This is a genomic window from Streptomyces aureus (assembly GCF_000725495.1).
Taxonomy (GTDB): domain Bacteria; phylum Actinomycetota; class Actinomycetes; order Streptomycetales; family Streptomycetaceae; genus Streptomyces; species Streptomyces aureus_B.
The window spans coordinates 158,183-181,042 of record NZ_JNZD01000001.1 but is presented as its reverse complement, the minus strand read 5'-3'; the positions used below and the strand labels follow the sequence as shown (position 1 = coordinate 181,042).

Below are 22,860 nucleotides of genomic sequence, written 5' to 3'. Positions count from 1 at the left end.
GTAGGCCCGTATCGACGGCTCGAATGCCAGGACGGTGGTAGTGTGCGCGCCTCGCTCCTCCAGATCGACGTAAACGACGACGAATCGGTCGCATCCCGCAGAGAGCGCGTGGCCGACCTGGTACGTGACCAGGCCGGAGCCGATCTCGTCGTGCTCCCCGAACTGTGGACCACCGGCGCCTTCGCCTACGAGGAGTTCGCGGCGCAGGCCGAACCGCTCCGGGGGCCGACCCACGAGGTCATGAGCAAGGCCGCGAGCGACGCGGGCGTGTGGCTGCACGCCGGCTCGATCCCCGAGCGCGCCGCGTCCGGAACCGGTCCCGCGACCGAGGGGGCGCTCTACAACACCTCCCTCGTCTACTCCCCCGCCGGCGAACTCGTCGCCTCCTACCGCAAGATCCACCGCTTCGGCTTCGACCAGGGCGAGGCCGTGCTGATGGGCGCGGGCACGGAGCTGGTGACGGTGGAACTGCCGGAGACCGTCGTCGGCCTCGCCACCTGCTACGACCTGCGCTTCCCCGAGATGTTCCGCGGGCTCGTCGACGCGGGGGCGCAGACCTTCGTCCTCTCGGCCGGCTGGCCCGAGCGGCGCCGCGCCCACTGGACCCTGCTCGCCCAGGCGCGCGCCGTCGAGAACCAGGCGTTCGTCCTCGCCTGCGGAACGGCCGGTACGCACGCGGGAGTTCCCCAGGCCGGTCACTCGATCGTGGTCGACCCCTGGGGCGAGGTCCTCGCCGAGGCGGGGCCGGGCGAGGAGGTCCTCACGGTGGACCTCGACCCGGCGAAGGTCGCGGCGACGCGGGAACAGTTCCCGGCCCTCAAGGACCGCCTGCTGGGCCTGGACACTCCGGCCCGCTGAGGGGAGCTGCCGCCCGGTGACCGGAGCCGCGGCTCGGGGGCGGAAGGTGCCGCCCGCCGGAGAGAGCCGACGCCCCTCGGCGGAGCCGCCGCCCGGTGACCGGGGCCGCGGCTTCGTGACGGGAGCCGACGCCCCTGACGGAAGCCCCCGCCGCTGACCGGACCCGTTGACCGGACCCGCTGGCCGGATCCCCTCCGCCGACCGGACCCGCCGCCCGCCGCCCCGCCGCCGACCGAGCCACCGGCGGCGCCCGGAATCCCTGCCGCCGTCCGCTCAGTCGATCCCCCGTTCCTTCTCCGCCAGATGGATCACGCACACCGCGACGGCGATCAGCAGCGCCGGATCGGCGTCGTCGCGCACGACGTCGACGCCGTAGGTGTCACGGAGGTGGAGCCAGCGCCGGGAGATCTGGGCGAGGAGTTCGCCGTCGTAGTCGACGGCGAACTCACGGTCGAGGATCTTGCCGCTGACGTCGAGTTCCGTGCCGTCGACCAGCGACACCCGATAGTGGTTGCGCAGCAGGGACCACCGCTTGCGCTTGATGGTCGCGAGCGGGTCGCCGTCCCGCTCGATGATCATCGTGTCGCGCAGCGAGAACATCTTCTGGTGGATGTCGATCAGGACCCGGCCGTCGGCGTCCTTCAGCTCGAAGGTGTCCCGCAGCCGCATGGCCTTGCCGTCGACCAGGAAGACCTTGCCGCCGTGGTCGTCCTCGATCCAGTAGTCGTCACCGATGCCGAGCAGCCGGTCGCGTACGAGGTATCTCATGCCGTCACCGGTTCCCCTCAGGGCGGTCCGAAACGCCGCCGGTAGGCCGACGGGCTGAGTCCCGTCGCCCGGCGGACCCGCTCGCGCAGGTTCGCGGCGGTCCCGAGCCCGCTGCGGACGGCCACCACGTCGAGCCGGGCCTCGCCCCGCTCGATGAGCCGGCAGGCGAGGGCGGTCCGCTCCGCCGTCAGCCAGGCGAGCGGGGTCGTGCCGAGCTGGGCGCGGAAGCGGCGGTGCAGGGTCGCCGGGCTGACGGCGGCGTACGCGGCGAGGTCCCCGACCGTCAGCGGCTCGCCGAGATGGCCCTGCGCCCAGGCCAGCAGCGGCGCCAGCGACGTGTCCGGCACCTCGGGCAGGGGCCGCTCCACGAACTGGCGCTGGCCCCCGTCGCGGTGCGCGGCGAAGACCAGCCGGCGCGACACCGCGTTCGCGACCTCCGCGCCGTGGTCCCGCCGCACCAGGTGCAGCCCGAGGTCGAGCGCGGCCGCGCTGCCCGCCGCCGTCAGCACGTCCCCCTCGTCGACGAAGAGCACGTCCGGGTCGAGCTGCACCCGCGGGTGCAGTTCCCGGAAGGAGTCCGTCCAGCGCCAGTGGGTGGTGGCGCGCCGCCCGTCGAGCAGCCCCGCCTCGGCGAGCGCGAACGATCCGGTGCAGAAGCTCACCACCCGGGCCCCGCGCGCGTGGCCGCGCCGGATGGCGTCCAGAACGGCCGGCCGGCGCGGTACGACGTTGTCGGGACGCCCGGGGACGAGGAGGGTGTCGGCGTCGTCCACCGCGTCGAGGTCGGGGACCCCGGCCAGCGTGAAGAACCCGTGGTTCATGCGGACGCCGGGCGCGGGGGCGCACAGGGTCAGCTCGTAGAGCGGCTCGGGCCGCCCCAGTTCGGGCCGGGGAAGCCCGAACAGCTCGGTGGCGACGCCGACTTCGAAGGGATTCGTCCCCTCGTCGACGATGACGACGACCCGGTGCACCCTGCCTGGCGCCGACCGACCGGACCCGATGGGCTCCGCGCCTCGGGGAAGGCAGGAGGCGGATCGTGCGAGCCCGCACGCGTCGACGGTCTCCGCGCCCCCGAGGCCGTGCGGCGCGGACTGCACCGGCTCGGGTGGCCCGGCCAGTCCCGGGACCGAGGGACTGCGGTGCGAGGATCCTTGCGGCATGAGCGATTTCTAGCACTCGCGGGGGTGCCGGGAGGCGCGGACGATGAACCCATGACCAGCGCACCCGCCCGCCGCGGCGAACCCGTGTCCCTGTCCGCCGCCCTCGCCTCCTTCGACGAGCTGTGGAGCCCGCGCATCGTGACCGCCGTCAACGACTACGACGTACGCGTCGCGAAGGTCGAGGGCGACCACGTCTGGCACGTGCACGACCACACGGACGAGTTCTTCCTGGTCCTGGAGGGCGAACTGACCATCGCGCTCCGCGAACCGGACGGCGAGCGGACGGTCGTCCTGCCCAAGGGCTCCGTCTGCACGGTCCCGCGCGGAACCGAGCACAAGCCGTCCGCCCCCGCCGGTGCGTCGATCCTCATGTTCGAACCCACCGGCACCCTCACGGTCGGCGACCGCCACGAGGAGATCCCGGCCCACGTGGACGCGACGACGGGCCACGCCCTGGACTGACCCCCGGACCACGCGCCGCCCCGGCCCGCCACGCGGCGGCCGGGGTTTTCGCGGCGGACCTCCGCGGTGGCACCCTTGATCACATGAACGCCGCCTCGCCCGCCCCGCGCCGTGTCCGTGTCCGTGCTCCCGAACTCGTCGGCAAGGGCGGGTGGCTCAACACGGGCGGGAAGGAGCTGCGGCTCGCCGACTTCCGCGGCCGCGTCCTGATCCTGGATTTCTGGACCTTCTGCTGCATCAACTGCCTCCATGTCCTCGACGAGTTGCGGGAGCTGGAGGAGAAGCACCGGGACACCGTCGTCATCGTCGGGGTGCACTCGCCGAAGTTCGTGCACGAGGCGGAGCACCAGGCGGTCGTGGACGCGGTGGAGCGGTACGGGGTGGAGCACCCGGTGCTGGACGATCCGGAGCTCGTGACCTGGAAGCAGTACGCCGTACGGGCCTGGCCGACGCTCGTGGTGATCGACCCCGAGGGGTACGTCGTCGCGCAGCACGCCGGTGAGGGGCACGCCCACGCCATCGGGCGGCTGGTCGAGGAACTGGAGGCCGAGCACGCGGCGAAGGGCACGCTGCGCCGCGGCGACGGGCCGTACGTGGCGCCCGAGCCCGAGCCGACCGCGCTGCGCTTCCCGGGCAAGGCGCTCGCCCTGCCCGGGGGAAACCTGCTGGTCAGCGACACGACCCGGCATCAGCTGGTGGAGCTGGAGGAGGACGGCGAGACGGTCGTCCGGAGGATCGGGTCCGGGGTCCGGGGCTTCGTGGACGGGGCCGCCGGGGAGGCGGGGTTCAGCGAGCCGCAGGGGCTCGCGCTGCTCGACGAGGGCGCGGTCGTCGTCGCGGACACCGTCAACCACGCACTGCGCCGGGTCGATCTCGCGACCGGCGCGGTCACCACGCTCGCGGGCACCGGCCGCCAGTGGTGGCAGGGGTCGCCCACGTCGGGCCCGGCGCGCGAGATCGATCTGTCCTCGCCGTGGGACGTGGCCCTGTTCGGCGGGAGGGTCTGGATCGCGATGGCCGGGGTGCACCAGCTGTGGGCGTACGACCCGGCGGCCGGGACCGTCGAGGTCACCGCGGGCACCACGAACGAGGGGCTGGTCGACGGGCCGGGCTCCGAGGCCTGGTTCGCGCAGCCGTCGGGGCTCGCCGCCACCGCCGACCGGCTCTGGCTGGCCGACTCCGAGACCTCGGCGCTGCGCTGGGTGGACCCGGACGGGTCGGTGCACACGGCCGTCGGCACGGGGCTGTTCGACTTCGGTCACCGTGACGGCGCGGCCGGACAGGCCCTGCTCCAGCACCCGTTGGGGGTCACGGCGCTGCCGGACGGTTCGGTCGCGGTCAGCGACACCTACAACCACGCGCTGCGCCGGTACGACCCCGCGACGGGCGAGGTGACCACGCTGGCCACGGACCTGCGCGAGCCGAGCGACGCCGTGCTCGTGGGGGACGACATCGTGGTGGTGGAGTCCGCCCGGCACCGGCTGACCCGGCTGAGGCTGCCGGAGCAGGCCGTGCGGGTGGAGTCGGTCGCCCATCGCACGCGGCGCGCGGCCACCGACGTGGCCCCCGGGACGGTCCGGCTGGACGTGATCTTCCAGGCGCCGGCCGGACAGAAGCTGGACACGCGGTACGGCCCGTCCACCCGGCTCCTGGTCTCCGCGACCCCGCCCGAGCTGCTGCTCGCCGGCGAGGGCGCCGGAACCGATCTCTTGCGGGAGCTGGAGCTGAACCCCGCCGTCGGGCAGGGCGTGCTGCACGTGTCGGCGATGGCGGCGTCCTGCGACGACGACCCGGCCAAGGACTACCCGGCCTGCCACGTCCACCAGCAGGACTGGGGCGTACCGGTCCGCCTCACCCCGAGCGGAACGGACCGGCTGCCCCTGGTCCTCGCGGGCATGGACGACCGGGAGGACCAAGGGGCCTGACCGCGTGGGGTTCCTGGCGGTTCAGCGGCGGCGGGGGCGCGGCGCCAGCTTGTAGAGGGCCATTCCGGCCGCCGCCAGCGTGGTGGCGGCCACCATCAGCGCCATGCTGTTCATCCAGACACCGGTGGCGGCCAGCGTGGCCCCGCCGGCACCGGTCGTGCCGGCGCCGATCACTCTTCCGTACATGGTGGTTCTCCTTGGTGCGTTCGTGCTGGTGCGAGAGCGCGTGGGGGGTTCATGTGGCGACCCACTTCTCCTCGCTGCGGCGCAACAGCCCCCACAGCGAGGAGAAGTAGACGGCGTGCTGGAACAGGTCGTAGAGCATCTCCGGGATCATCAGCGCGGCCACCAGGAGGGCCCGGGGTCCGGCCCGGCGCACGGAGACGGTCTTCTCGGCCATGAAGACCAGGCCGATCGCGGTCCAGAACGGGGAGAGGCCGGGGACGCCGTAGGCCGTGACCGCCGTGACCATGAAGGTCAGGTAGACGAGGAAGGACAGTGCGCCGAAGCCCATCAGGAACTGCTGGACGAAGTAGCGAGCGGTGACCCGGGTCCAGCCGTAGTCACGGAGGTTCTCCAGGGCGCCTCGCTGCCAGCGCAGCCGCTGGTGCCAGAGCTTGGGCAGGCTGGTCATGACCTCGGTGGTGACGGCGCAGCCGGCGGGGGACATGGTCCGGTATCCGAGGGTCTTGACCGCCTTGGTCATCTCGTCGTCCTCGGTGAGCGAGGCCAGGCTGTAGTAGTCGCTGCCGCCGCCGATCACTCCCGAGCGGCGGGCGGCGCGCACCTCGCGGAGCACCCGGGCGCGGAACATGGTTCCGGTGCCGGTGAGCACTTGGGCCTTGCCGCCGCCGCGTTCCAGTTCCCAGGCGTAGCGGTGGAACTCCATGCGCTGGAGGAGGCCGAGGAGTCCGCCGCCCTGCTCGCCGTAGAAGACCCCGCCGACGGCGCCGACCTTGCGGTTGAACGTCGACAGGGCGGTCTCGGTGAACCAGGGGTCGAGCACGGTGTCCGCGTCCTGCACCAGGAGCAGGTCACGGTCGTCGAGGTTCGGCAGGATCCAGGCGATGGCCTGGTTGAGGGCGCCGGCCTTCTTGTGGGTGTTGTCCCGGGTGTGGAAGACCTGTGCGCCGTGTTCGGTGGCGACCCGGGCGGTGTCGTCGGTGCAGTTGTCGGCGACGACGACGATCAGGTCGGGGCGTCTGCTCTGGCGCCACAGTCCCTCGATGGCGTCGGCGATGCGGTCCTGTTCGTTGTGCGCCGGTATGAGCACCGCGAGACGGGGTGTTTCGAGCGGTTCCTCGTGGGCGGCGTGCGCGCGCCGGGGGGCGTGGCGCCCGGTCCGCCGGCGGTCCGCGCCGACGGCGGGATCATGGTCCCCGGATAACGCCAGGTCGCGCACGGCAGACTTCCCCCGTCGTGGAACTTCTCGCCCTCAGGCCTCGGAAGCCCCGCAGTCTTCACGCGATGAGCATATTTTGGCAAGACGGAGAAAGTGCGTATTGCCTGCTTTTATGCGTGCTTGACGGGAATTCCTCCCGTGCGCGTTATCGACGGTACGTCACATGCGTCCGTGCGCACCGTCCGTCGTACGACGTACGTGTCGTACACCCGTCGGTGCGCACGTCCTGTCAGACGCCGTAGCCGTCGGAGTAGCCGTCGCGGCGGTGGCGGTCGTCGTCCACGACGGTCGCCGTCGGCGGTACGACGACGCGCCTGCGTCGCGCGATGCTGCTGAAGGTCGTCACGCCGATCAGGCCGACGATCATGAGGATCACGCCGACCAGGTGAAGGTTGACCCCCTGCATGTGCCAGTCGGTCGCGAACGTGAGGATCGCCCCCGCGGCGATCAGGATGATGCATCCGCCCAGGCCCATGGGTGTCGTCTCCTTGAGTAGCAACTCCGAGTCGTTCCGGACGCGTTCCGGGTACCCGGGACCTCGTGACCCATGCGGAGGCGATCCCTCACACGGACGCGCGCCGCCCTCTCCGGAGGGCGGCGCGCGTCCCGCCGTACGGCGGAGGGTGTTCGGGCGGGGCGGCGGAACTCAGCCCTCCAGGAATGCCACCAGGGCGTTGGCCAGGAGGAACGGGTCTTCGGAGCCGCAGAGTTCGCGGGCGCTGTGCATGGACAGGATGGCCACGCCGATGTCGACCGTCGTGATGCCGTGCCGTGCGGCGGTGATGGGGCCGATGGTGGTGCCGCAGGGCATGGAGTTGTTGGAGACGAAGGACTGGAAGGGCACGCCGGCCTTCTCGCAGGCGGCGGCGAACACGGACCGGCCCGAACCGTCGGTGGCGTAGCGGTTGTTGACGTTCACCTTGAGGATGGGGCCGCCGTTGACGCGCGGGTGGTGCGTCGGGTCGTGGCGCTCGGCGTAGTTGGGGTGCACGGCGTGGCCGGTGTCGCAGGAGAGACAGACGGTGCCGGCGAAGGCGCGGGCCCGGTCCTCGTAGGAGCCGCCACGGGCGAAGACAGAACGTTCCAGCATGTTGCCGAGCAGCGGTCCGTCGGCGCCGGTGTCGCTCTGCGAGCCGTTCTCCTCGTGGTCGAAGGCGGCGAGGACCGGGATGTAGGAGAGACCGGAGTCGGCCGTGGCGACCGCCGTCAGCGCGGCGGTGGCGGCGTGCACGGACAGCAGGTTGTCCATGCGCGGTCCGGCGAGGAGTTCGTTGTCGCGACCCAGGTAGGCGGGACGCTCGACGGAGTGGGTCATCAGGTCCCAGCCGGTGACCTGTCCCGCGGGCACTCCGGACTCCTGCTCGAGGAAGGAGATCAGGTCGCCCTCGCGGGCGTCGCCGAGTCCCCAGACGGGCTGGAGGTGGCGCTGCTTGTCGAGCTTGAGCCCGTCGTTGACGGAGCGGTCGAGGTGGATGGCGAGCTGCGGCACGCGCAGCAGCGGGCGGTCGATGTCGACCAGGCGGGTCGAGCCGTCCCGCAGCGACAGGCGTCCGGCGAGGCCGAGGTCCCGGTCGAGCCAGGAGTTGAGCAGCGGTCCGCCGTAGATCTCGACGGCGACCTGCCGCCAGCCGTGGGCTCCGGTGTCCGGCAGCGGCTTGACGCGCAGGTTCGGGGAGTCGGTGTGCGCGCCGATGATCCGGAACGGTGTGTGCGCCTCGGCGCCCTTCGGCACGTACCAGGCGATGATCGCGCCGCCGCGCAGCACGTACTTGCCGCCGCTGGTCCCCTCCCACGCGTCGGTCTCGGCGACCTGACGGAACCCGGCCTTCTCCAGCCGCTCGGCGGCGGTCGCCACGGCGTGGTACGGCGTCGGGCTCGCGGCGAGGAAGGACATGAGGTCGTCGGTGTGGCCGCGGTCGAAGCGGGTGGGTGCACTCATGGGTTCACCTTAACGACGCACGAGGGCCCGCTCCCGGGGTTGGGAACGGGCCCTCGTAAGGGGGATGTGAAGGGTGGACACCTCGGGACACCTGAACCGTGGGACAGGTGCCGGAGTGGTGCCCCGCGCGGCCCGGGAGGGGCCGGCGGGACCTTAGAAGGCGGCCTCGTCCAGCTCCATCAGGTCGAGGTCGACGCCCTCGGCGAGCTTGCGGGCGCCGGTGACGCCCGGCAGCACGGTGGCGGCGAAGAACTTCGCGGCCGCGATCTTGCCGGTGTAGAACGCCTTGTCCTTGGCGGAGGCGGTCTCCAGCTTCTCGGCGGCTACGGCGGCACCGCGCAGCAGCAGGTAGCCGACGACGACGTCGCCGGAGGCCATCAGCAGGCGGGTGGTGTTGAGGCCCACCTTGTAGATGTTCTTGACGTCCTGCTCGGTGGCGGCGAGGTCGGTCAGCATGAGGCCGACGATGGCCTCCAGCTCGACGGCGGCCTTGGCGAGCTGCTCGCGGGCGGCGGAGAGCTCCTCGCCGCCGGTGCCGATGGCGAGGAACTTCTTGATGTCCTCGGCCAGCGAGTTCAGCGCGGCGCCCTGGTTGCGGACGATCTTCCGGAAGAAGAAGTCCTGGCCCTGGATCGCGGTGGTGCCCTCGTACAGGGTGTCGATCTTGGCGTCGCGGATGTACTGCTCGATCGGGTACTCCTGCAGGAAGCCGGAGCCGCCGAAGATCTGCAGCGACTGGGCGAGCAGCTCGTAGCCCTTCTCGGAGCCGTAGCCCTTCACGATCGGCAGGAGGAGGTCGTTCAGGGCCTCGGCGGCGGAGGTGTCCTCGCCGGCGGCCTCCTTGAGCTGGATCTCGTCCTGGACCGCGGCCGTGTGCAGGACCAGCGCGCGCATGCCCTCGGCGTACGCCTTCTGCGTCATGAGCGAGCGGCGCACGTCGGGGTGGTGCGTGATGGTGACCTTGGGCGCGGTCTTGTCCATGAAGTTCGCGAGGTCGGTGCCCTGGACGCGCTCCTTGGCGTACTCCAGCGCGTTCAGGTAGCCCGTCGACAGCGTGGAGATGGCCTTCGTGCCGACCATCATGCGGGCGAACTCGATGATGCGGAACATCTGGCGGATGCCGTCGTGCTTGTCGCCGATCAGCCAGCCCTTGGCGGGGTGGCGGTCGCCGAAGGTCATCTCGCAGGTGTTGGAGGCCTTGAGGCCCATCTTGTGCTCGACGTTCGTCGCGTACACGCCGTTGCGCTCGCCCAGCTCGCCGGTCTCGAAGTCGAACTCGTACTTCGGGACGAGGAAGAGGGACAGGCCCTTGGTGCCGGGGCCGTGGCCCTCGGGGCGGGCGAGGACGTAGTGGAGGATGTTCTCCTCCATGTCGTGCTCACCGGAGGTGATGAAGCGCTTCACGCCCTCGATGTGCCAGGAGCCGTCCGCCTGCTGGATCGCCTTGGTGCGGCCGGCGCCCACGTCCGAGCCGGCGTCGGGCTCGGTGAGGACCATGGTGGAGCCCCAGCGCTTCTCGACGGCCATCGCGGCGATGTGCTTCTGGACGTCGTTGCCCTCCTCGAAGAGGATGCCCGCGAACGCGGGGCCGGAGGAGTACATCCAGACCGCCGGGTTCGCGCCGAGGATCAGCTCCGCGTACGCCCAGATCAGGGAGCGGGGCGAGGTGGAGCCGCCGATCTCCTCGGGTACGCCCAGACGCCAGTACTCGGAGTCCATGAACGCCTTGTACGACTTCTTGAAGGAGGCCGGCACCGGGGCGGTGTTGGTCTCCGGGTCGAAGACCGGCGGGTTGCGGTCGGCGTCGGTGAAGGACTCGGCCAGCTCGTTCTCCGAGAGGCGGGTCAGCTCCTCGAGGATGCTCTTGGCGGTGTCCGTGTCCATCTCCGCGAACGGGCCGGTGCCGTACAGCTTGTCGCGCCCGAGCACCTCGAAGAGGTTGAACTCGATGTCGCGGAGATTCGACTTGTAGTGCCCCATGGCGACGGCTCCGTAAGGGATCGGCGAGGCACTGACTCCTCGCATCTGGTTCACGTACCAACAAGTAGCTTCGATAATGCTACCCGCCAGTAATAAGAAGCAACCCCGGGTAGGCCATATGTGGCCCACTACTCTTTGACCCATGTACGGCTACGAGCAGAACGCGGGCGCCCAGCAGGGGTACGTCCCGCCGCAGCAGCAGATGCCCGGCCAGATGCCGGACGGGCAGATGGCGGGCGGGTACGGCCAGCAGCCGCCCCTGTATCCCGAGCCGTCCCCGCCGTCCCTGCCGGACGCGGTCCGCGCCTTCACCACGGGCGCCATGGCGGCCGAGGACTTCCAGCAGGTCTTCGCCACCTCGAAGGTCTACTGCCCACGCGGTGACAACCCGGGATTCCTGGCGCTGCACAACACCCAGCAGCCCGTCATCCCGATGTTCACCTCCCTCAAGGAACTGCGCCGGTACGCGGGCAAGGAGTCCAAGTACTTCGTGATCACCGGTGCCGAGGTCATCGACCTGCTGCCCACGGGCTACGGCTTCGTGATCGACATGGAGGGCAAGCACCGCATGGTCTTCGACGCGAAGGCCGTGGAGCAGATGGTGGACTTCGCGATGCGCCGTATGTACGGCTGACCTGCGCCGGGGTGCCGCCTGCGCCCCGGTGTCCGCTCGGCCGGATGCCCCGAAAACCTGTGACGCCCGGAGGGAATGCCCTCCGGGCGCGCGTCGTTACGGGTAGCAGAAAGTTCAATCCTCAACTAAACTCGAAGCACAAGGAGGTACCGACATGCCCGCAGTGACTGTCGAGAACCCGCTGGCCCTGCCCCGGGTGACCGCGCCTGCCGACGCGGTGGCGCGTCCCGTGCTGACCGTGACGACCGCGCCCAGCGGCTTCGAGGGCGAGGGTTTCCCGGTCCGTCGCGCGTTCGCCGGGATCAACTACCGCCATCTCGACCCGTTCATCATGATGGACCAGATGGGTGAGGTGGAGTACGCGCCGGGCGAGCCCAAGGGCACCCCCTGGCACCCCCACCGCGGCTTCGAGACCGTGACCTACATCATCGACGGCATCTTCGACCACCAGGACTCCAACGGTGGCGGCGGCACCATCACCAACGGCGACACCCAGTGGATGACGGCCGGGTCCGGCCTGCTCCACATCGAGGCGCCGCCGGAGCACCTCGTGATGTCCGGCGGTCTCTTCCACGGACTCCAGCTGTGGGTGAACCTGCCGGCCAAGGACAAGATGATGGCCCCGCGGTACCAGGACATCCGGGGCGGCACGGTGCAGCTGCTCAGCACCCCGGACGGCGGCGCGCTCCTGCGGGTCATCGCCGGTGAGCTCGACGGGCACCAGGGACCGGGCATCACGCACACCCCGATCACCATGGTCCACGCCACGCTCCGGCCGGGCGCCGAGATCACCCTGCCGTGGCGCGAGGACTTCAACGGCCTCGCCTACGTGCTCGCCGGACGCGGCAGCGTGGGCGCGGACCGCCGGCCGGTCCACACCGGCCAGACCGCCGTCTTCGGGTCGGGCTCCTCGCTGACCGTCCGTGCCGACGAGAAGCAGGACTCCAACACCCCCGACCTGGAGGTCGTGCTGCTCGGCGGGCAGCCGATCCGCGAGCCCATGGCCCACTACGGCCCGTTCGTGATGAACACCCGCGACGAGCTCCAGCAGGCCTTCGAGGACTTCCAGAAGGGCCGCCTGGGGACGATCCCGGCGGTGCACGGGATGTCGGAGGGCGGACCGCAGGGCTAGGCCCGTCCCGGCGGAATCCGCTCCGAGCGTTCGAGGAAGGCCCCGTCCGGTTCACGGACGGGGCCTTCCCGTGCGCCAGGCCGTCTGCCGGGGTGCCTCGGCGGGGCCCTTCGCCCGTTCGGACGTCCCCGGGAGCCGGTCCGGCTGACGCATGGTCAGCTGGCAGGGTGCAGCTACTCCCCGAGGGCGCCCGGCGGCTGGCGGCCTGGTGTGTCGTGATCCTCCTGGCCGCCGGGGTGGGATGGGTGGGCATCCAGCTGTGCGCGGAGTTCCGCACGGCGGTGGTACCGGTGCTGCTGGCCCTGCTCGGGACCGCGCTGCTCGGGCCGCTGTACCGGCGGATGGTCAGGGCGAAGCTCAACCGCTCGCTGGCCGCCGCCCTGACCTGCGTCGCGGTGGCCGTCGTCGTCGGCGGTGCCGTCTACGTCGTCGTCGCGGCCCTCATCCACACCGGCGGCCAGATCGTGTCCTCGCTCCGGGATGCCTCACGTTCCGTCGCCGAGCACTTCGGCGCGGCGGGCACCTCGCTCGACGACCTCGCCGCCAACTCCAAGGACCTGCTGGCCAAGTTCGGCGGCACGGCCGCGTCCAACGTCGTCAGCGGCGTCAGCGTCGTGGCCGAGACCCTCGCCATGGGCTTCCTCGCCCTGCTGCTCGTGTTCTTCTTCCTGCGCGACTCGCACCGGGTCGCCGGCTCGCTGCGGTCGCTCGCGCCCCGGGGCACCGCCGACGTCGTCGAGGCCATGGCCCGGCGGGCCTACGGGGCCGTCGAGGGCTTCATGCGCGGGACCACGATCATTGCCCTCATCGACGCCCTGTGCATCACCGTCGGACTCCTGGTCCTGCGGGTGCCGGGCGCGGTCGGGCTCGGCGCGCTGGTCTTCGTCGGGGCCTACATCCCCTACCTCGGCGCGTTCATCTCCGGCACCGTGGCCGTCCTGGTCGCCCTCGCCGACCGGGGGTTCGTCATCGCCCTGTGGACGCTCGGGGTCGTGCTCGCCATCCAGATGCTGGAGGGCTACGGCCTCCAGCCGATGATCCAGAGCCGGCAGGTGCAGATGCACCCGGCGGTGGTGCTGCTCGCGATCACGGCGGGTGCCTCGGTCGCGGGCGTCCTCGGCATGCTGCTCGCCGTCCCCCTGACGGCGGCGGTCTTCGGCGTCGTGCACGAACTCCGGGTGCGCTACGCGCCGGCCGAACCTGCGGGTCCGGCGGGTCCGGCGGAACCGTCCGGGGCCCCGTAGCCGCCGGAGCGCTCCCGGGCCTCCCGCGGGTCCGAGTCCGAGCCCGAGCCCGGGGCGGGGGCTGGGGCTGGGGCCGCCGGTCCGTCGAAGTCCGGCGCCCCGTCCGGGGCCTCGTCCGTCGCCCCGTCCGGGGTCTCGGCGAACGCGGCCCAGGCGTCGAGCAGCGCCGACTCGTCCCCGGCCCCGTCGGGGCCCGGATCGGGCTTCTCGCAGAACTCGAACCAGATGCTCTTGCCCTCGCCCCGCGGGTCCACCCCCCATGCGTCCGCGAGCATCTCGACCAGCACCAGTCCGCGCCCGGACGAGGCCAGCTCCCCGGGATGACGCCGGTGCGGCAGGTCGTCGCTGCCGTCGGTCACCTCGATCCGCATCCGCCGGCCGCCCGGCTCGCCCGCGACCTCGGCGACGAGCAGCGCGTCGGCGTCGGTATGGACCAGGACGTTGGTGACCATCTCGGAGACGAGCAGCACCGCGGAGTCGAGCTGGTCGGCGGAGGCCCAGTCGTGCAGGAGCTCCCGCACCTGCTGACGGGCGTCCGCGATCCGCTCGGGCTCGGCCTGCGCCACGCTCAGCATCGTGCGGCGCACCGGAGGCGGTACGGGGGCGGCCGTGTCGTCGCCGACGCCTTCCGGGAGCAGCCGGGACAGCAGCAGCACCGCTATGTCGTCCTCCCGCCGGTCGGCCAGCGGACCGGTGGTGTGGTGGGACGAGGGGCCGTGCACGGCTTGGACGAGGGCGTCGGCCAGGGTCTCCATGTCGCCGTCGTGTGATTCGAGGGTCCGGCGGATCCGGCGCCAGCCGGTGTCGAGGTCGTGGCCGCCGGTCTCGATGAGCCCGTCGGTGCAGATCAGCAGGGTCTCGCCCGGCTCCAGGACGAGCCGGGTGGTCGGGTAGTCGGCGTCCGGGTCGATGCCCAGCGGCAGCCCGCCCGCCGTGGGCCGCATCAGCACGGTCCCGTCCGCCATGCGGATCGCGGGGTCGGGGTGCCCGGCGCGGGCGATGTCCAGCGTTCCGGTCGCCGGGTCCACCTCGACGTAGAGACAGGTCGCGAAGCGCACGTCGTCGGGGTCGGCCGGCTCGTCGCTGTCGTCGGTGCCGCCGCTGGACCCGTAGGTGACCGAGTCGGTGACCCCGTAGAGGAAGCGTGCCGCCCGGGAGAGCACGGCGTCGGGGCGGTGGCCCTCGGCGGCGTAGGCGCGCAGGGCTATCCGGAGCTGGCCCATCAGACCCGCCGCGCGGACGTCGTGGCCCTGGACGTCGCCGATGACCAGGGCGTAGCGGCCGGCCGGCAGCGGGATCACGTCGTACCAGTCGCCGCCGACCTGGAGGCCGCCGCCGGTCGGGACGTACCGGGCCGCCACGCTCATCCCCGGCATGCGCGGGCCGAGGGTCGGCATCATCGAGCGCTGGAGTCCGTCGGTCAGCTCGCGCGCGGTCTCGGCGGCTCCGGCGCGGGAGAGGGCCTGGGCGAGCATGCGGGCGACGGTCGTGAGGACGGAGCGCTCGTCGGGGGTGAAGGAGACGGGGTAGGTGAAGGCCGCCATCCACGCGCCCATGGTGCTGCCGGAGACCGTGAGCGGCAGGAAGGCCCACGACTGCCGTCCGAAGTGCCGGGCGAGCGGCCAGGACGCCGGGTAGCGGTCCTTGTAGTCCTCGGGCGTGGAGAGGTAGACCGCCCGGCCGGTGCGGACGACCTCGGCGGCCGGATAGTCCGTGGCCAGCGACATGTGGGAGAAGGGGCCCTCGTCGCCCGGCTGGTGCCCGTGGTGGCCGATGACCGTCAGCCGGTCCCCCTCGGCGCCGAACACGGCGAGACCGTCCGGTGAGAAGCCGGGCATCGACAGTCCCGCCGCCACCCGGAGGACCTCGGCCGTCGACCGTGCCTCGGCCAGGGCCCGTCCCGCGTCCAGCAGGAACGCCTCCCGCGAGCGGCGCCAGTCCCCGGTGACGGGGGTGCGCGCGGCGGCGCCCGGGGGCTGCTCGCTGACCTCCTGGAGGGTGCCGATCAGCTCGAACCGTCCGGTCCCGGGGTCGATGAGGGGCTTGGAGCGGCTACGGACCGTGCGGAGCACCCGGCCGTGCTCGTCCATGATCCGCATCCGGGCCTCGGCGAGGGTGCCCTCGGCCACCGCGAGCTGCACCACCCCGTCCATCTCGTTCCAGTCGACGGGATGGACATGGGAGCGTGCGCCCGCCGCGGAGAGCGTCGTCCGCTCCGCGGGCAAACCGATCAGCCGAGCGGCCTCCGCGTCGAAGGTGACGAGTCCCGAGGCGTTGTCCCAGCGCCACACGCCGGTGGCGAGGGTGGCCAGGACGTCCCCCACGGCGGGCAGGGGCTCACCAGTGCGCATGCGCCCACTGTAGGAACAGGTGATCGGTGCCTGCCACCGATGCCCGGCGCGCATCGGCGCCTGCCACCGGATGCCCTGAGCGGCGCGGAGCGCCTAATGAGGGGGAGGTGACCTGGGCTGCCCGGTACTCTGGGGGTGTTTCACGTGAAACCAGGCCCCCAATCCGCGAAGACTGGATGAACCTCGATGCATCGGTACAGGTCCCACACCTGCGGCGAGCTCCGCGCCTCTGACGTCGGCAGCGACGTCCGGCTGAGCGGCTGGCTGCACAATCGCCGAGACCTGGGCGGCATCCTCTTCATCGATCTGCGCGACCACTACGGCATCACGCAGCTCGTCGCCCGCCCCGGCACCCCCGCCTACGAGGCCCTGGACAAGGTCTCGAAGGAGTCGACCGTCCGTGTCGACGGCAAGGTCGTCTCGCGCGGCACGGAGAACGTGAACCCCGAGCTGCCGACCGGTGAGGTCGAGGTCGAGGTGAGCGAGGTCGAGCTGCTCGGCGCCGCCCAGCCGCTGCCCTTCACGATCAACGCCGAGGACGGTGTCAACGAGGAGCGGCGCCTGGAGTACCGCTTCCTCGACCTGCGCCGCGAGCGCATGCACCGCAACATCCTGCTGCGCACGGCCGTGATCTCCGCGATCCGTCACAAGATGACGGCGCTGGGCTTCAACGAGATGGCCACCCCGATCCTGAGCGCCACCTCCCCCGAGGGCGCGCGCGACTTCGTGGTCCCCTCCCGGCTGAACCCGGGCAAGTTCTACGCGCTGCCGCAGGCGCCGCAGCAGTTCAAGCAGCTGCTGATGATCTCCGGCTTCGACCGCTACTTCCAGATCGCGCCCTGCTTCCGCGACGAGGACGCCCGCGCCGACCGTTCGCCGGGCGAGTTCTACCAGCTCGACGTGGAGATGTCCTTCGTCGAGCAGGAGGACGTCTTCCAGCCCATCGAGAAGCTGATGACGGAGCTGTTCGAGGAGTTCGGCGGTGACCGTCACGTCACCTCGCCGTTCCCGCGCATCCCGTTCCGCGAGTCGATGCTGAAGTACGGCTCCGACAAGCCGGACCTGCGGGCCCAGCTGGAGCTCGTCGACATCACCGACATCTTCGAGGGCTCCGAGTTCAAGGCCTTCGCCGGCAAGCACGTGCGCGCGCTGCCGGTGCCGGACGTCGCCGGCCAGACGCGGAAGTTCTTCGACGGCCTCGGTGACTACGCGGTCGAGCAGGGTGCCAAGGGCCTGGCCTGGGTGCGCGTGGGCGAGGACGGTTCGCTGACCGGCCCGATCGCCAAGTTCCTCACCGAGGAGAACGTCGCCGAGCTGACCAAGCGCCTGTCGCTGGCCGCCGGTCACGCGGTGTTCTTCGGCGCGGGCGAGTTCGACGAGGTCTCGAAGATCATGGGCGCGGTGCGGGTCGAGGCCGCCAAGCGCTCCGGCAACTTCGAGGAGAACGTCTTCCGCTTCTGCTGGATCGTCGACTTCCCGATGTACGAGAAGGACGAGGACACCGGGAAGATCGACTTCTCCCACAACCCGTTCTCGATGCCGCAGGGCGGTCTGGAGGCCCTGGAGACCCAGGACCCGCTGGACATCCTGGGCTGGCAGTACGACATCGTCTGCAACGGCGTCGAGCTGTCCTCCGGCGCGATCCGCAACCACGAGCCCGAGATCATGCTCAAGGCGTTCGAGATCGCGGGCTACGACCGCGAGACGGTCGAGGAGCAGTTCGCCGGCATGCTGCGCGCGTTCCGCTTCGGCGCCCCGCCGCACGGCGGGATCGCCCCGGGCGTCGACCGCATCGTCATGCTGCTCGCGGACGAGCCGAACATCCGCGAGACCATCGCGTTCCCGCTCAACGGCAACGCGCAGGACCTGATGATGGGCGCGCCCACGGAGCTGGACGAGAGCCGGCTGCGCGAGCTGCACCTCTCGGTCCGCAAGCCGCAGCCGAAGTAGGCAGGCCCCGCGGCCCGCAGTAGGCAGGCCCCGCGGCCCGGCAGGCGACGCATACGGAAGTGGCTCGGAACCAGCGATGGTTCCGGGCCATTCTCGTGTGACGGGTGAAACCACAGCCCGCACCCATGCTCCTGACAGGTGTGCTCCCTACGGTCCCGCGCATGACTGAGACCCAAGGATCCGAACACCGAGGGAATCCGACCCGGCGCACGGTCGTCGTCGCCGGCGGAGTGGCCGTGGCGGCCGTGGGCGTGGGCGCCGCCGCCGTGAACGCGTTCGCGGACGAGGCCGGTACCGCGACGGCCTCCCCGGCGGCGGAGGCCTGTTACACGCTGACCTCGGAGACCACCGAGGGCCCCTACTACATCGACGCGGACAAGATCCGCCGGAACATCACCGAGGACCAGGAGGGCATCCCCCTGACCCTGCGGCTCAAGGTGATCGACGCCGAGACCTGCAAGCCCGTCAGGAACGCCGCGGTGGACATCTGGCACTGCTCGGCGCTCGGTGTGTACTCCGGCTACGAGTCGATGAGCAACGGCGGCGGCGGCCCCTCCGGCGGGCCCACGGACGTCCCGACCGGCACCCCGACCGGTGAACCCCCGTCCGGTCCTCCCCCGGGCGGCGGTGGCGGGCACGCCGAGCCCACCGACGACAAGCGGTATCTGCGCGGTACCTGGAAGACCGACCGGCACGGCCAGGTCACCTTCAGAACGGTCTTCCCCGGCTGGTACCAGGGCCGCTGCGTCCACATCCATGTGAAGGTCCATGTGGACGGCACCTGGACCGACGCGGGCTACGAGGGCGGCCACACCTGCCACACGGGCCAGCTCTTCTTCTCGGAGAAGTCGGTCCTGGCGTCGGCCGAGGTCGCGCCGTACTCCACGAGCACGGTCACCCGCACGACACTGGACGAGGACACGATCTACCCGGGCAACGGGCACGAGGGCGGCCTGCTGTACCTGTCGTACGACAAGAGGCACATCGCCCGGGGCGTCGCCGCCCGGCTGACGATGGGCGTCGCCCCGGACGAGACCCACGACAGCACCGACACCGGCCCGAGCCCGTCGGCCACGTCGTCCTGATCTCCCGGCCCGCGGCGCCCGGAGCGTGAACGGGTTCCGGGCCCCTCGCCCCCTGACAGGCGAGGGCCCGGAACCCGGGTGTGCGGCAGGACCCGGGAACGGGGGCCGTGCTCAGGTGTCGTACGTGCCGTCCCACGGCTCGGAGAAGCCGAGGCCGTCCGGGTACAGCTCGGCCCAGCCCTCGCCCTCGTCCACGCCGGTCTTCAGACCGAAGCGGACGCCGTCGACGGTGAGCCGGAACGGGCGTATCGCGATGTCCGTGTAGGAGCGCCGGGGCAGACTGCGGAGCAGCTTGGCCAGGTGGACGCGGGCACGGGAGAGCACCGAGAAGTCTCCGTGCTTGTTGCGCTGCTGCTCGGCCCAGGTGCCTGCGCACCAGATCTCCGAGTCGCGGTGATGACCCTCGGCGTCGAAGGTGTGGAGTACCACGTACAGACGTTTGTGCTCTTCCCAGCCGTCGTCGGGACGGAACCCTTCGGGGAAGGCGTACGTGATCGACGCCAGGAACTGACCGTCCGCGTACCGGCCTATGGTCTCGGTGCGCTGCTTCGGCTCGTAGGCGATCGGGATGACCTCGGGGACTGCCATGGCGGAAACCATACGGGTGACCGGGGGCCTTGTGGTGCCGGGGTCCATTACGGATCGGCGGCAGTGGGCAGGCACTCCCTTTCCCGGCTCTTTGCCGCCCCTTCACCCGGCTCCCACCTGGACTTGGGCGACGAAAAGGGGGCACCGGACGAGTCGTCCCGTGCCCCCTTTTTCCGGACGGGAGCCGTCAGGACAGGGACCGGTATCCGCCCCAGCCGATGGCTATTTTCGTGCGGGAGCCGAACGACCCCTTGCCGTCACCGCTGTTGCGGTACAGGTTGCCGCCGGTGTCCCGGGAGACCAGGTCGGCCCTGCCGTCGTCGGTGATGTCGCCGACGCCCACGACGGCGTTGTAGGAGCCGCCCCAGTCGCCGAACAGCTTCACCCGCGCGGCGAAGGTCCCGTCGCCCTTGCCGTGGTAGCGGTAGAGGGTGTTGGAGGTGTCCTGGGCGAGCAGGTCGCCGATGCCGTCGCCGTCGAGGTCACCGGCCCCGACGATCTTCTTGTAGCCCTTCCAGTTGTCGTAGAGCTTCACGCGGGCCGACAGGGTGCCCGTGCTCGTCCCCTTGAAGAGGTAGACCGTCCCGGTGGAGGCGACGCGCGCGATCAGGTCGGGCCGGCCGTCACCGCTCACGTCCCCGGGCGAGGTCAGCACGTCGTACTGGGTCCAGCCGCTGCTCGCGAGCGTGGTGTACGACGTCTTGGGGGTGAGGGCGGCGCCGCAGCGCGGCTTGTACAGGCGCAGGGCGCCGCTGCTGTACCGGACGAGGACGTCGTTGCAGCGGTCGCCGCTGAGGTCGCCGAACGGGACCGCCTTGATGCTGGTGGCCCAGCCGGAGCCGCTGATCTTCTCCCCGAACTTTCCGGTGCCCGTACCCGACTGGAAGGTCAGTCCGCCGGACGAGTTCAGGGTGAGGAGGTCGCCGCGGCCGTCCACGCCGTCCACGCTGCCGAAGTCGTGCCGCACCGGAGCGCCTCCCTGGAGGAAGCCCTCCCCGGTCGCCACGGTGACCGCCGAGGCGGTGCCGGTGCCGGTGGCCTTCAGGGTCCAGGTGAAATGTCCGTTCGGGAAGCGGGCATTGTCGACCGTCGTGCCGTACCAGTCCGTGCCCACCCAGGCGGTGGACGCGCCCCCGGTGACCGTGCGGGTGGCCTTGCCCTTCGCGCCGCTCTGGACGGAGGTGAAGGTCACCGACCAGGAGGAGACCGGGCGGGACAGCAGCCAGGAGCCCTGGAAGGGCGTGCCGGAGCCGACGTAGCTCGTGGCCTCGGACCTGAGGGCCGTCACGGCGGACGGGGCGACGCCTGTCGTGGCGACGTGCGTCTGCTCGTACACGTCGAACCAGGCGACCAGGCCCGTGTACTCGTCCACGGTCCAGCGGTAGCGCCGGTCGGTGGCCGTGCCCTTCTCGGGGAGCTCGGAGGCGACGACACGGGTGGCGCCGGTGGCCGCCTCGGTCAGGACCAGGGTGCCTGCGGCGTGGTCGTGGCGGACGGTGAAGCCGTCGCCGAGCAGCACGTCGCCGCCGCTCACGGCACGGGACGTGGCGGCCTTGGCGTCGTACACGCCGGCCGAGCCCGTACCGCAGGTCCAGTAGACCCAGCGACCCGCCGCCTGGAGTTCGCTCGGCACGCAGGACATGCCCGGAACGGTCACCGTCGCGAGGGTCTTGTCCTCGGCCAGGCTGTACGAGGTGAGCTTGCCGGTGGTGGAGGCGCTCCACAGGGTGGAACCGCTCAGGGCGGCGGCGCGCACCGACCGCTTCAGCTTCTGACCCTGTCCGAACTCGCCGATGTACTGCTCCGGGGCGGTGCCCCCGGAGTCGTAGACCGCGTAGTTGTCCGAGACGTCGACGATGTGGCCGCCCGTGGTGCCGAACTCCAGGGTCCAGTTCGAGGAGCCGTCCTGGATGGCGACCAGGCGGTCCTTGCCGGTCAGACCGCTGCCGGTGGTGCCGAGGAAGGCGTCCCGCGGGTCGTCGCCGAGGTTGCCCCAGAGCGCCGAGCAGGTCACGCCCGGGTACGGGCAGCGCGAGAGCACCTCGTCCCCGGTCTCGGGAGCGGAGGCGGTCAGCTGTCCGCCGGTCACGGCGAGCCTGCGCAGCGAGGTGGTGTCCGCGGTGCCGCTCGGGTCGTCCTCGGCCACGCGCAGACTGCCGCGGCTGAGCGCCAGGCCGGTCTTGGCGTTCTCCTTCGCCGGGATCCGTGCGAGCTGCTGCAGACCGGGCGTGCCGTCCGCCGCCTCGGCGAAGCGCCGCACCCACCAGTCGTCCGCGCCGGTGCCGCCGCTGACGAGGGCGGTGCCGCCGGACGCGCCGAGCAGGTACGAGCCCGTCTTGGCCGCGAGGGTGTGGGAGGAGCCGTCCTTCAGGGAGACGGCCCGCAGCTGGCTGGTGCCGGTGCCGGTGTACAGCGGGAGCAGCAGCCAGTCACCGGAGAGCACGGGGGCGCCGTCGAGCTGGGTACCGGGCGAGGGCAGGTCGATCACCTGCTCGGTGGCTTCGGGGTCCGTGCGGGGCTTGAGGTGCAGGTCGCTGCTTGCCGAGTCGTACCAGCCGATCCGGTCGTCGTCGAGGACGTCGTACTGCTGCGAGTACGGGCCGGAGAAGGCCTCGGTGGCGGTGGCCGTCGCCAGGTCGAGGTAGTAGACGGAGCCGTCGACCTTGAACAGCACGCCGTGCGCGTCGGCGGCGGTGACGGCGAGCGAGGTGATGCGCATCCAGTCGGGCGTGATCGGGCGCGAGCGCCAGGCACCGTCGACGCGGTCGTGCACCGAGTGCTCGGTGAGGACCGTCCGTCCGGCGAGCCCCCGGTACGCCTCCTTCGTGGTGATGGAGGTGCTGGTCCGGGTCGCCGGGTCCCACAGCGCGACGGAACCGGCCGACGGCAGCGCGACCAGGTCGCTGTCGCTGCCGTACCAGGCGACAGCGCAGTTCGGCCCGCCGAGAGTGGCGCAGGAACCCTCGGGCGTGTACACCCCGTCGGCGTTCTTGACGACCGTGCTGGTGCCGTCGGCGTAGTCCGTCCACAGCAGACCGGTGAGTCCGCTCTGCCGGTGCAGGAAGCCGCTCGTACCGGCCACCAGCGGGCGGTCCGTGCGCGGCTGCGTGTCGGCGGGGTCGGTCAGGGTGATCTCCGAGGCGGACCCGGTCGGTGCGGCCGGGTCCGCGGAGGCGCCGCTCCCCGGAAGTACGGCGATGGCCGCGGCCGCCAGGGCGACCGCGAGCGTGGAGACGAGGGCGGACGTGCCGCGCCGTCTCGGGGCGTTTCTGCCCACGTGAAGTGTCCCTCCCCGCGAGAGCCCGCGCCCTCGCACAAGTGCGCGGATGTTAGCAGGAGGTGACGGCCGGTCCGATGGTCAGGGGCGGGTAAAGCCGCTGGT

General features: G+C 71.4%; 18 protein-coding genes. 8 read left to right on the top strand and 10 right to left on the bottom strand.

Features of this window, described 5'->3' with window-relative positions; genetic code table 11:
• The first annotated feature begins 42 nt into the window (after nucleotides 1-42).
• Nucleotides 43-858, top strand: coding sequence for a carbon-nitrogen family hydrolase (locus tag IO36_RS00785; protein ID WP_037614782.1), 816 nt, complete (start codon nucleotides 43-45; stop codon nucleotides 856-858).
• Nucleotides 859-1,131: 273 nt separating this feature from the next.
• On the opposite strand, the gene IO36_RS00780 is transcribed toward IO36_RS00785, so the two are convergent.
• Both IO36_RS00780 and IO36_RS00775 read right to left on the bottom strand, forming a co-directional pair.
• Nucleotides 1,132-1,626, bottom strand: a complete 495-nt coding sequence (locus IO36_RS00780) for an LURP-one-related/scramblase family protein (RefSeq protein ID WP_037614780.1) — start codon at nucleotides 1,624-1,626, stop codon at nucleotides 1,132-1,134.
• Between the two features lie 17 nt (nucleotides 1,627-1,643).
• Nucleotides 1,644-2,786, bottom strand: a complete 1,143-nt coding sequence (locus IO36_RS00775; RefSeq protein WP_078942923.1) for a helix-turn-helix domain-containing protein — start codon at nucleotides 2,784-2,786, stop codon at nucleotides 1,644-1,646.
• Between the two features lie 51 nt (nucleotides 2,787-2,837).
• On the opposite strand from IO36_RS00775, the gene IO36_RS00770 reads away from it, so the two are divergent.
• Nucleotides 2,838-3,248: a cupin domain-containing protein gene (locus tag IO36_RS00770; RefSeq protein WP_037614777.1), complete on the top strand. Its 411-nt coding sequence runs from the start codon at nucleotides 2,838-2,840 to the stop codon at nucleotides 3,246-3,248.
• Nucleotides 3,249-3,331: 83 nt separating this feature from the next.
• The gene (locus IO36_RS00765) at nucleotides 3,332-5,173 is read left to right on the top strand and encodes an NHL domain-containing thioredoxin family protein (protein WP_037614776.1); all 1,842 of its coding nucleotides are present in this window, start codon (nucleotides 3,332-3,334) and stop codon (nucleotides 5,171-5,173) included.
• A gap of 21 nt (nucleotides 5,174-5,194) precedes the next feature.
• Here IO36_RS00765 and IO36_RS47310 read toward each other — a convergent pair whose 3' ends face one another.
• The 5 genes from IO36_RS47310 to IO36_RS00745 form a co-directional block, all read right to left on the bottom strand.
• Nucleotides 5,195-5,359: a hypothetical protein gene (locus IO36_RS47310; RefSeq protein ID WP_167347378.1), complete on the bottom strand. Its 165-nt coding sequence runs from the start codon at nucleotides 5,357-5,359 to the stop codon at nucleotides 5,195-5,197.
• Nucleotides 5,360-5,408: 49 nt separating this feature from the next.
• The gene (locus tag IO36_RS00760; protein WP_037615332.1) at nucleotides 5,409-6,446 is read right to left on the bottom strand and encodes a glycosyltransferase family 2 protein; all 1,038 of its coding nucleotides are present in this window, start codon (nucleotides 6,444-6,446) and stop codon (nucleotides 5,409-5,411) included.
• A gap of 358 nt (nucleotides 6,447-6,804) precedes the next feature.
• A complete protein-coding gene (locus tag IO36_RS00755) occupies nucleotides 6,805-7,050 on the bottom strand; it encodes a DUF6458 family protein (protein WP_037614773.1) in 246 nt (81 codons plus the stop codon).
• Between the two features lie 171 nt (nucleotides 7,051-7,221).
• A complete protein-coding gene (locus IO36_RS00750; protein WP_037614770.1) occupies nucleotides 7,222-8,514 on the bottom strand; it encodes a M18 family aminopeptidase in 1,293 nt (430 codons plus the stop codon).
• Nucleotides 8,515-8,667: 153 nt separating this feature from the next.
• The gene (locus tag IO36_RS00745) at nucleotides 8,668-10,494 is read right to left on the bottom strand and encodes an acyl-CoA dehydrogenase (protein ID WP_037614768.1); all 1,827 of its coding nucleotides are present in this window, start codon (nucleotides 10,492-10,494) and stop codon (nucleotides 8,668-8,670) included.
• Between the two features lie 142 nt (nucleotides 10,495-10,636).
• Between IO36_RS00745 and IO36_RS00740 the strand changes: the two genes are divergently transcribed.
• The 3 genes from IO36_RS00740 (at nucleotide 10,637) to IO36_RS00730 (ending at nucleotide 13,504) form a co-directional block, all read left to right on the top strand.
• Nucleotides 10,637-11,128, top strand: a complete 492-nt coding sequence (locus tag IO36_RS00740) for an SseB family protein (RefSeq protein WP_037614767.1) — start codon at nucleotides 10,637-10,639, stop codon at nucleotides 11,126-11,128.
• Nucleotides 11,129-11,282: 154 nt separating this feature from the next.
• Nucleotides 11,283-12,260, top strand: coding sequence for a pirin family protein (locus IO36_RS00735; protein WP_037614766.1), 978 nt, complete (start codon nucleotides 11,283-11,285; stop codon nucleotides 12,258-12,260).
• A gap of 167 nt (nucleotides 12,261-12,427) precedes the next feature.
• On the top strand, nucleotides 12,428-13,504 hold the full coding sequence (locus IO36_RS00730) for an AI-2E family transporter (protein ID WP_037614763.1): 1,077 nt from the start codon (nucleotides 12,428-12,430) through the stop codon (nucleotides 13,502-13,504).
• Here the strand turns inward: IO36_RS00730 and IO36_RS00725 are convergent.
• Nucleotides 13,444-15,855, bottom strand: coding sequence for a SpoIIE family protein phosphatase (locus IO36_RS00725; protein ID WP_245173074.1), 2,412 nt, complete (start codon nucleotides 15,853-15,855; stop codon nucleotides 13,444-13,446). The genes IO36_RS00730 and IO36_RS00725 overlap by 61 nt on opposite strands.
• A 186-nt stretch (nucleotides 15,856-16,041) precedes the next feature.
• Between IO36_RS00725 and aspS the strand changes: the two genes are divergently transcribed.
• Both aspS and IO36_RS00715 read left to right on the top strand, forming a co-directional pair.
• Entirely contained in the window at nucleotides 16,042-17,805 is a 1,764-nt protein-coding gene (gene aspS / locus IO36_RS00720; RefSeq protein ID WP_037614761.1) for an aspartate--tRNA ligase, read from the top strand.
• Between the two features lie 161 nt (nucleotides 17,806-17,966).
• Complete coding sequence (locus tag IO36_RS00715; RefSeq protein WP_037614759.1) at nucleotides 17,967-18,890, top strand: intradiol ring-cleavage dioxygenase; 924 nt, start codon at nucleotides 17,967-17,969, stop codon at nucleotides 18,888-18,890.
• A gap of 111 nt (nucleotides 18,891-19,001) precedes the next feature.
• Here IO36_RS00715 and IO36_RS00710 read toward each other — a convergent pair whose 3' ends face one another.
• Together IO36_RS00710 and IO36_RS00705 are read right to left on the bottom strand one after the other, a co-directional pair.
• Nucleotides 19,002-19,478, bottom strand: coding sequence for a hypothetical protein (locus tag IO36_RS00710; RefSeq protein WP_037615328.1), 477 nt, complete (start codon nucleotides 19,476-19,478; stop codon nucleotides 19,002-19,004).
• Nucleotides 19,479-19,665: 187 nt separating this feature from the next.
• Nucleotides 19,666-22,755 carry an FG-GAP-like repeat-containing protein gene (locus IO36_RS00705; protein ID WP_037614758.1) on the bottom strand — a complete coding sequence of 1,030 codons (3,090 nt, stop codon included), beginning with the start codon at nucleotides 22,753-22,755 and terminating at the stop codon, nucleotides 19,666-19,668.
• Nucleotides 22,756-22,860 lie beyond the last annotated feature (105 nt).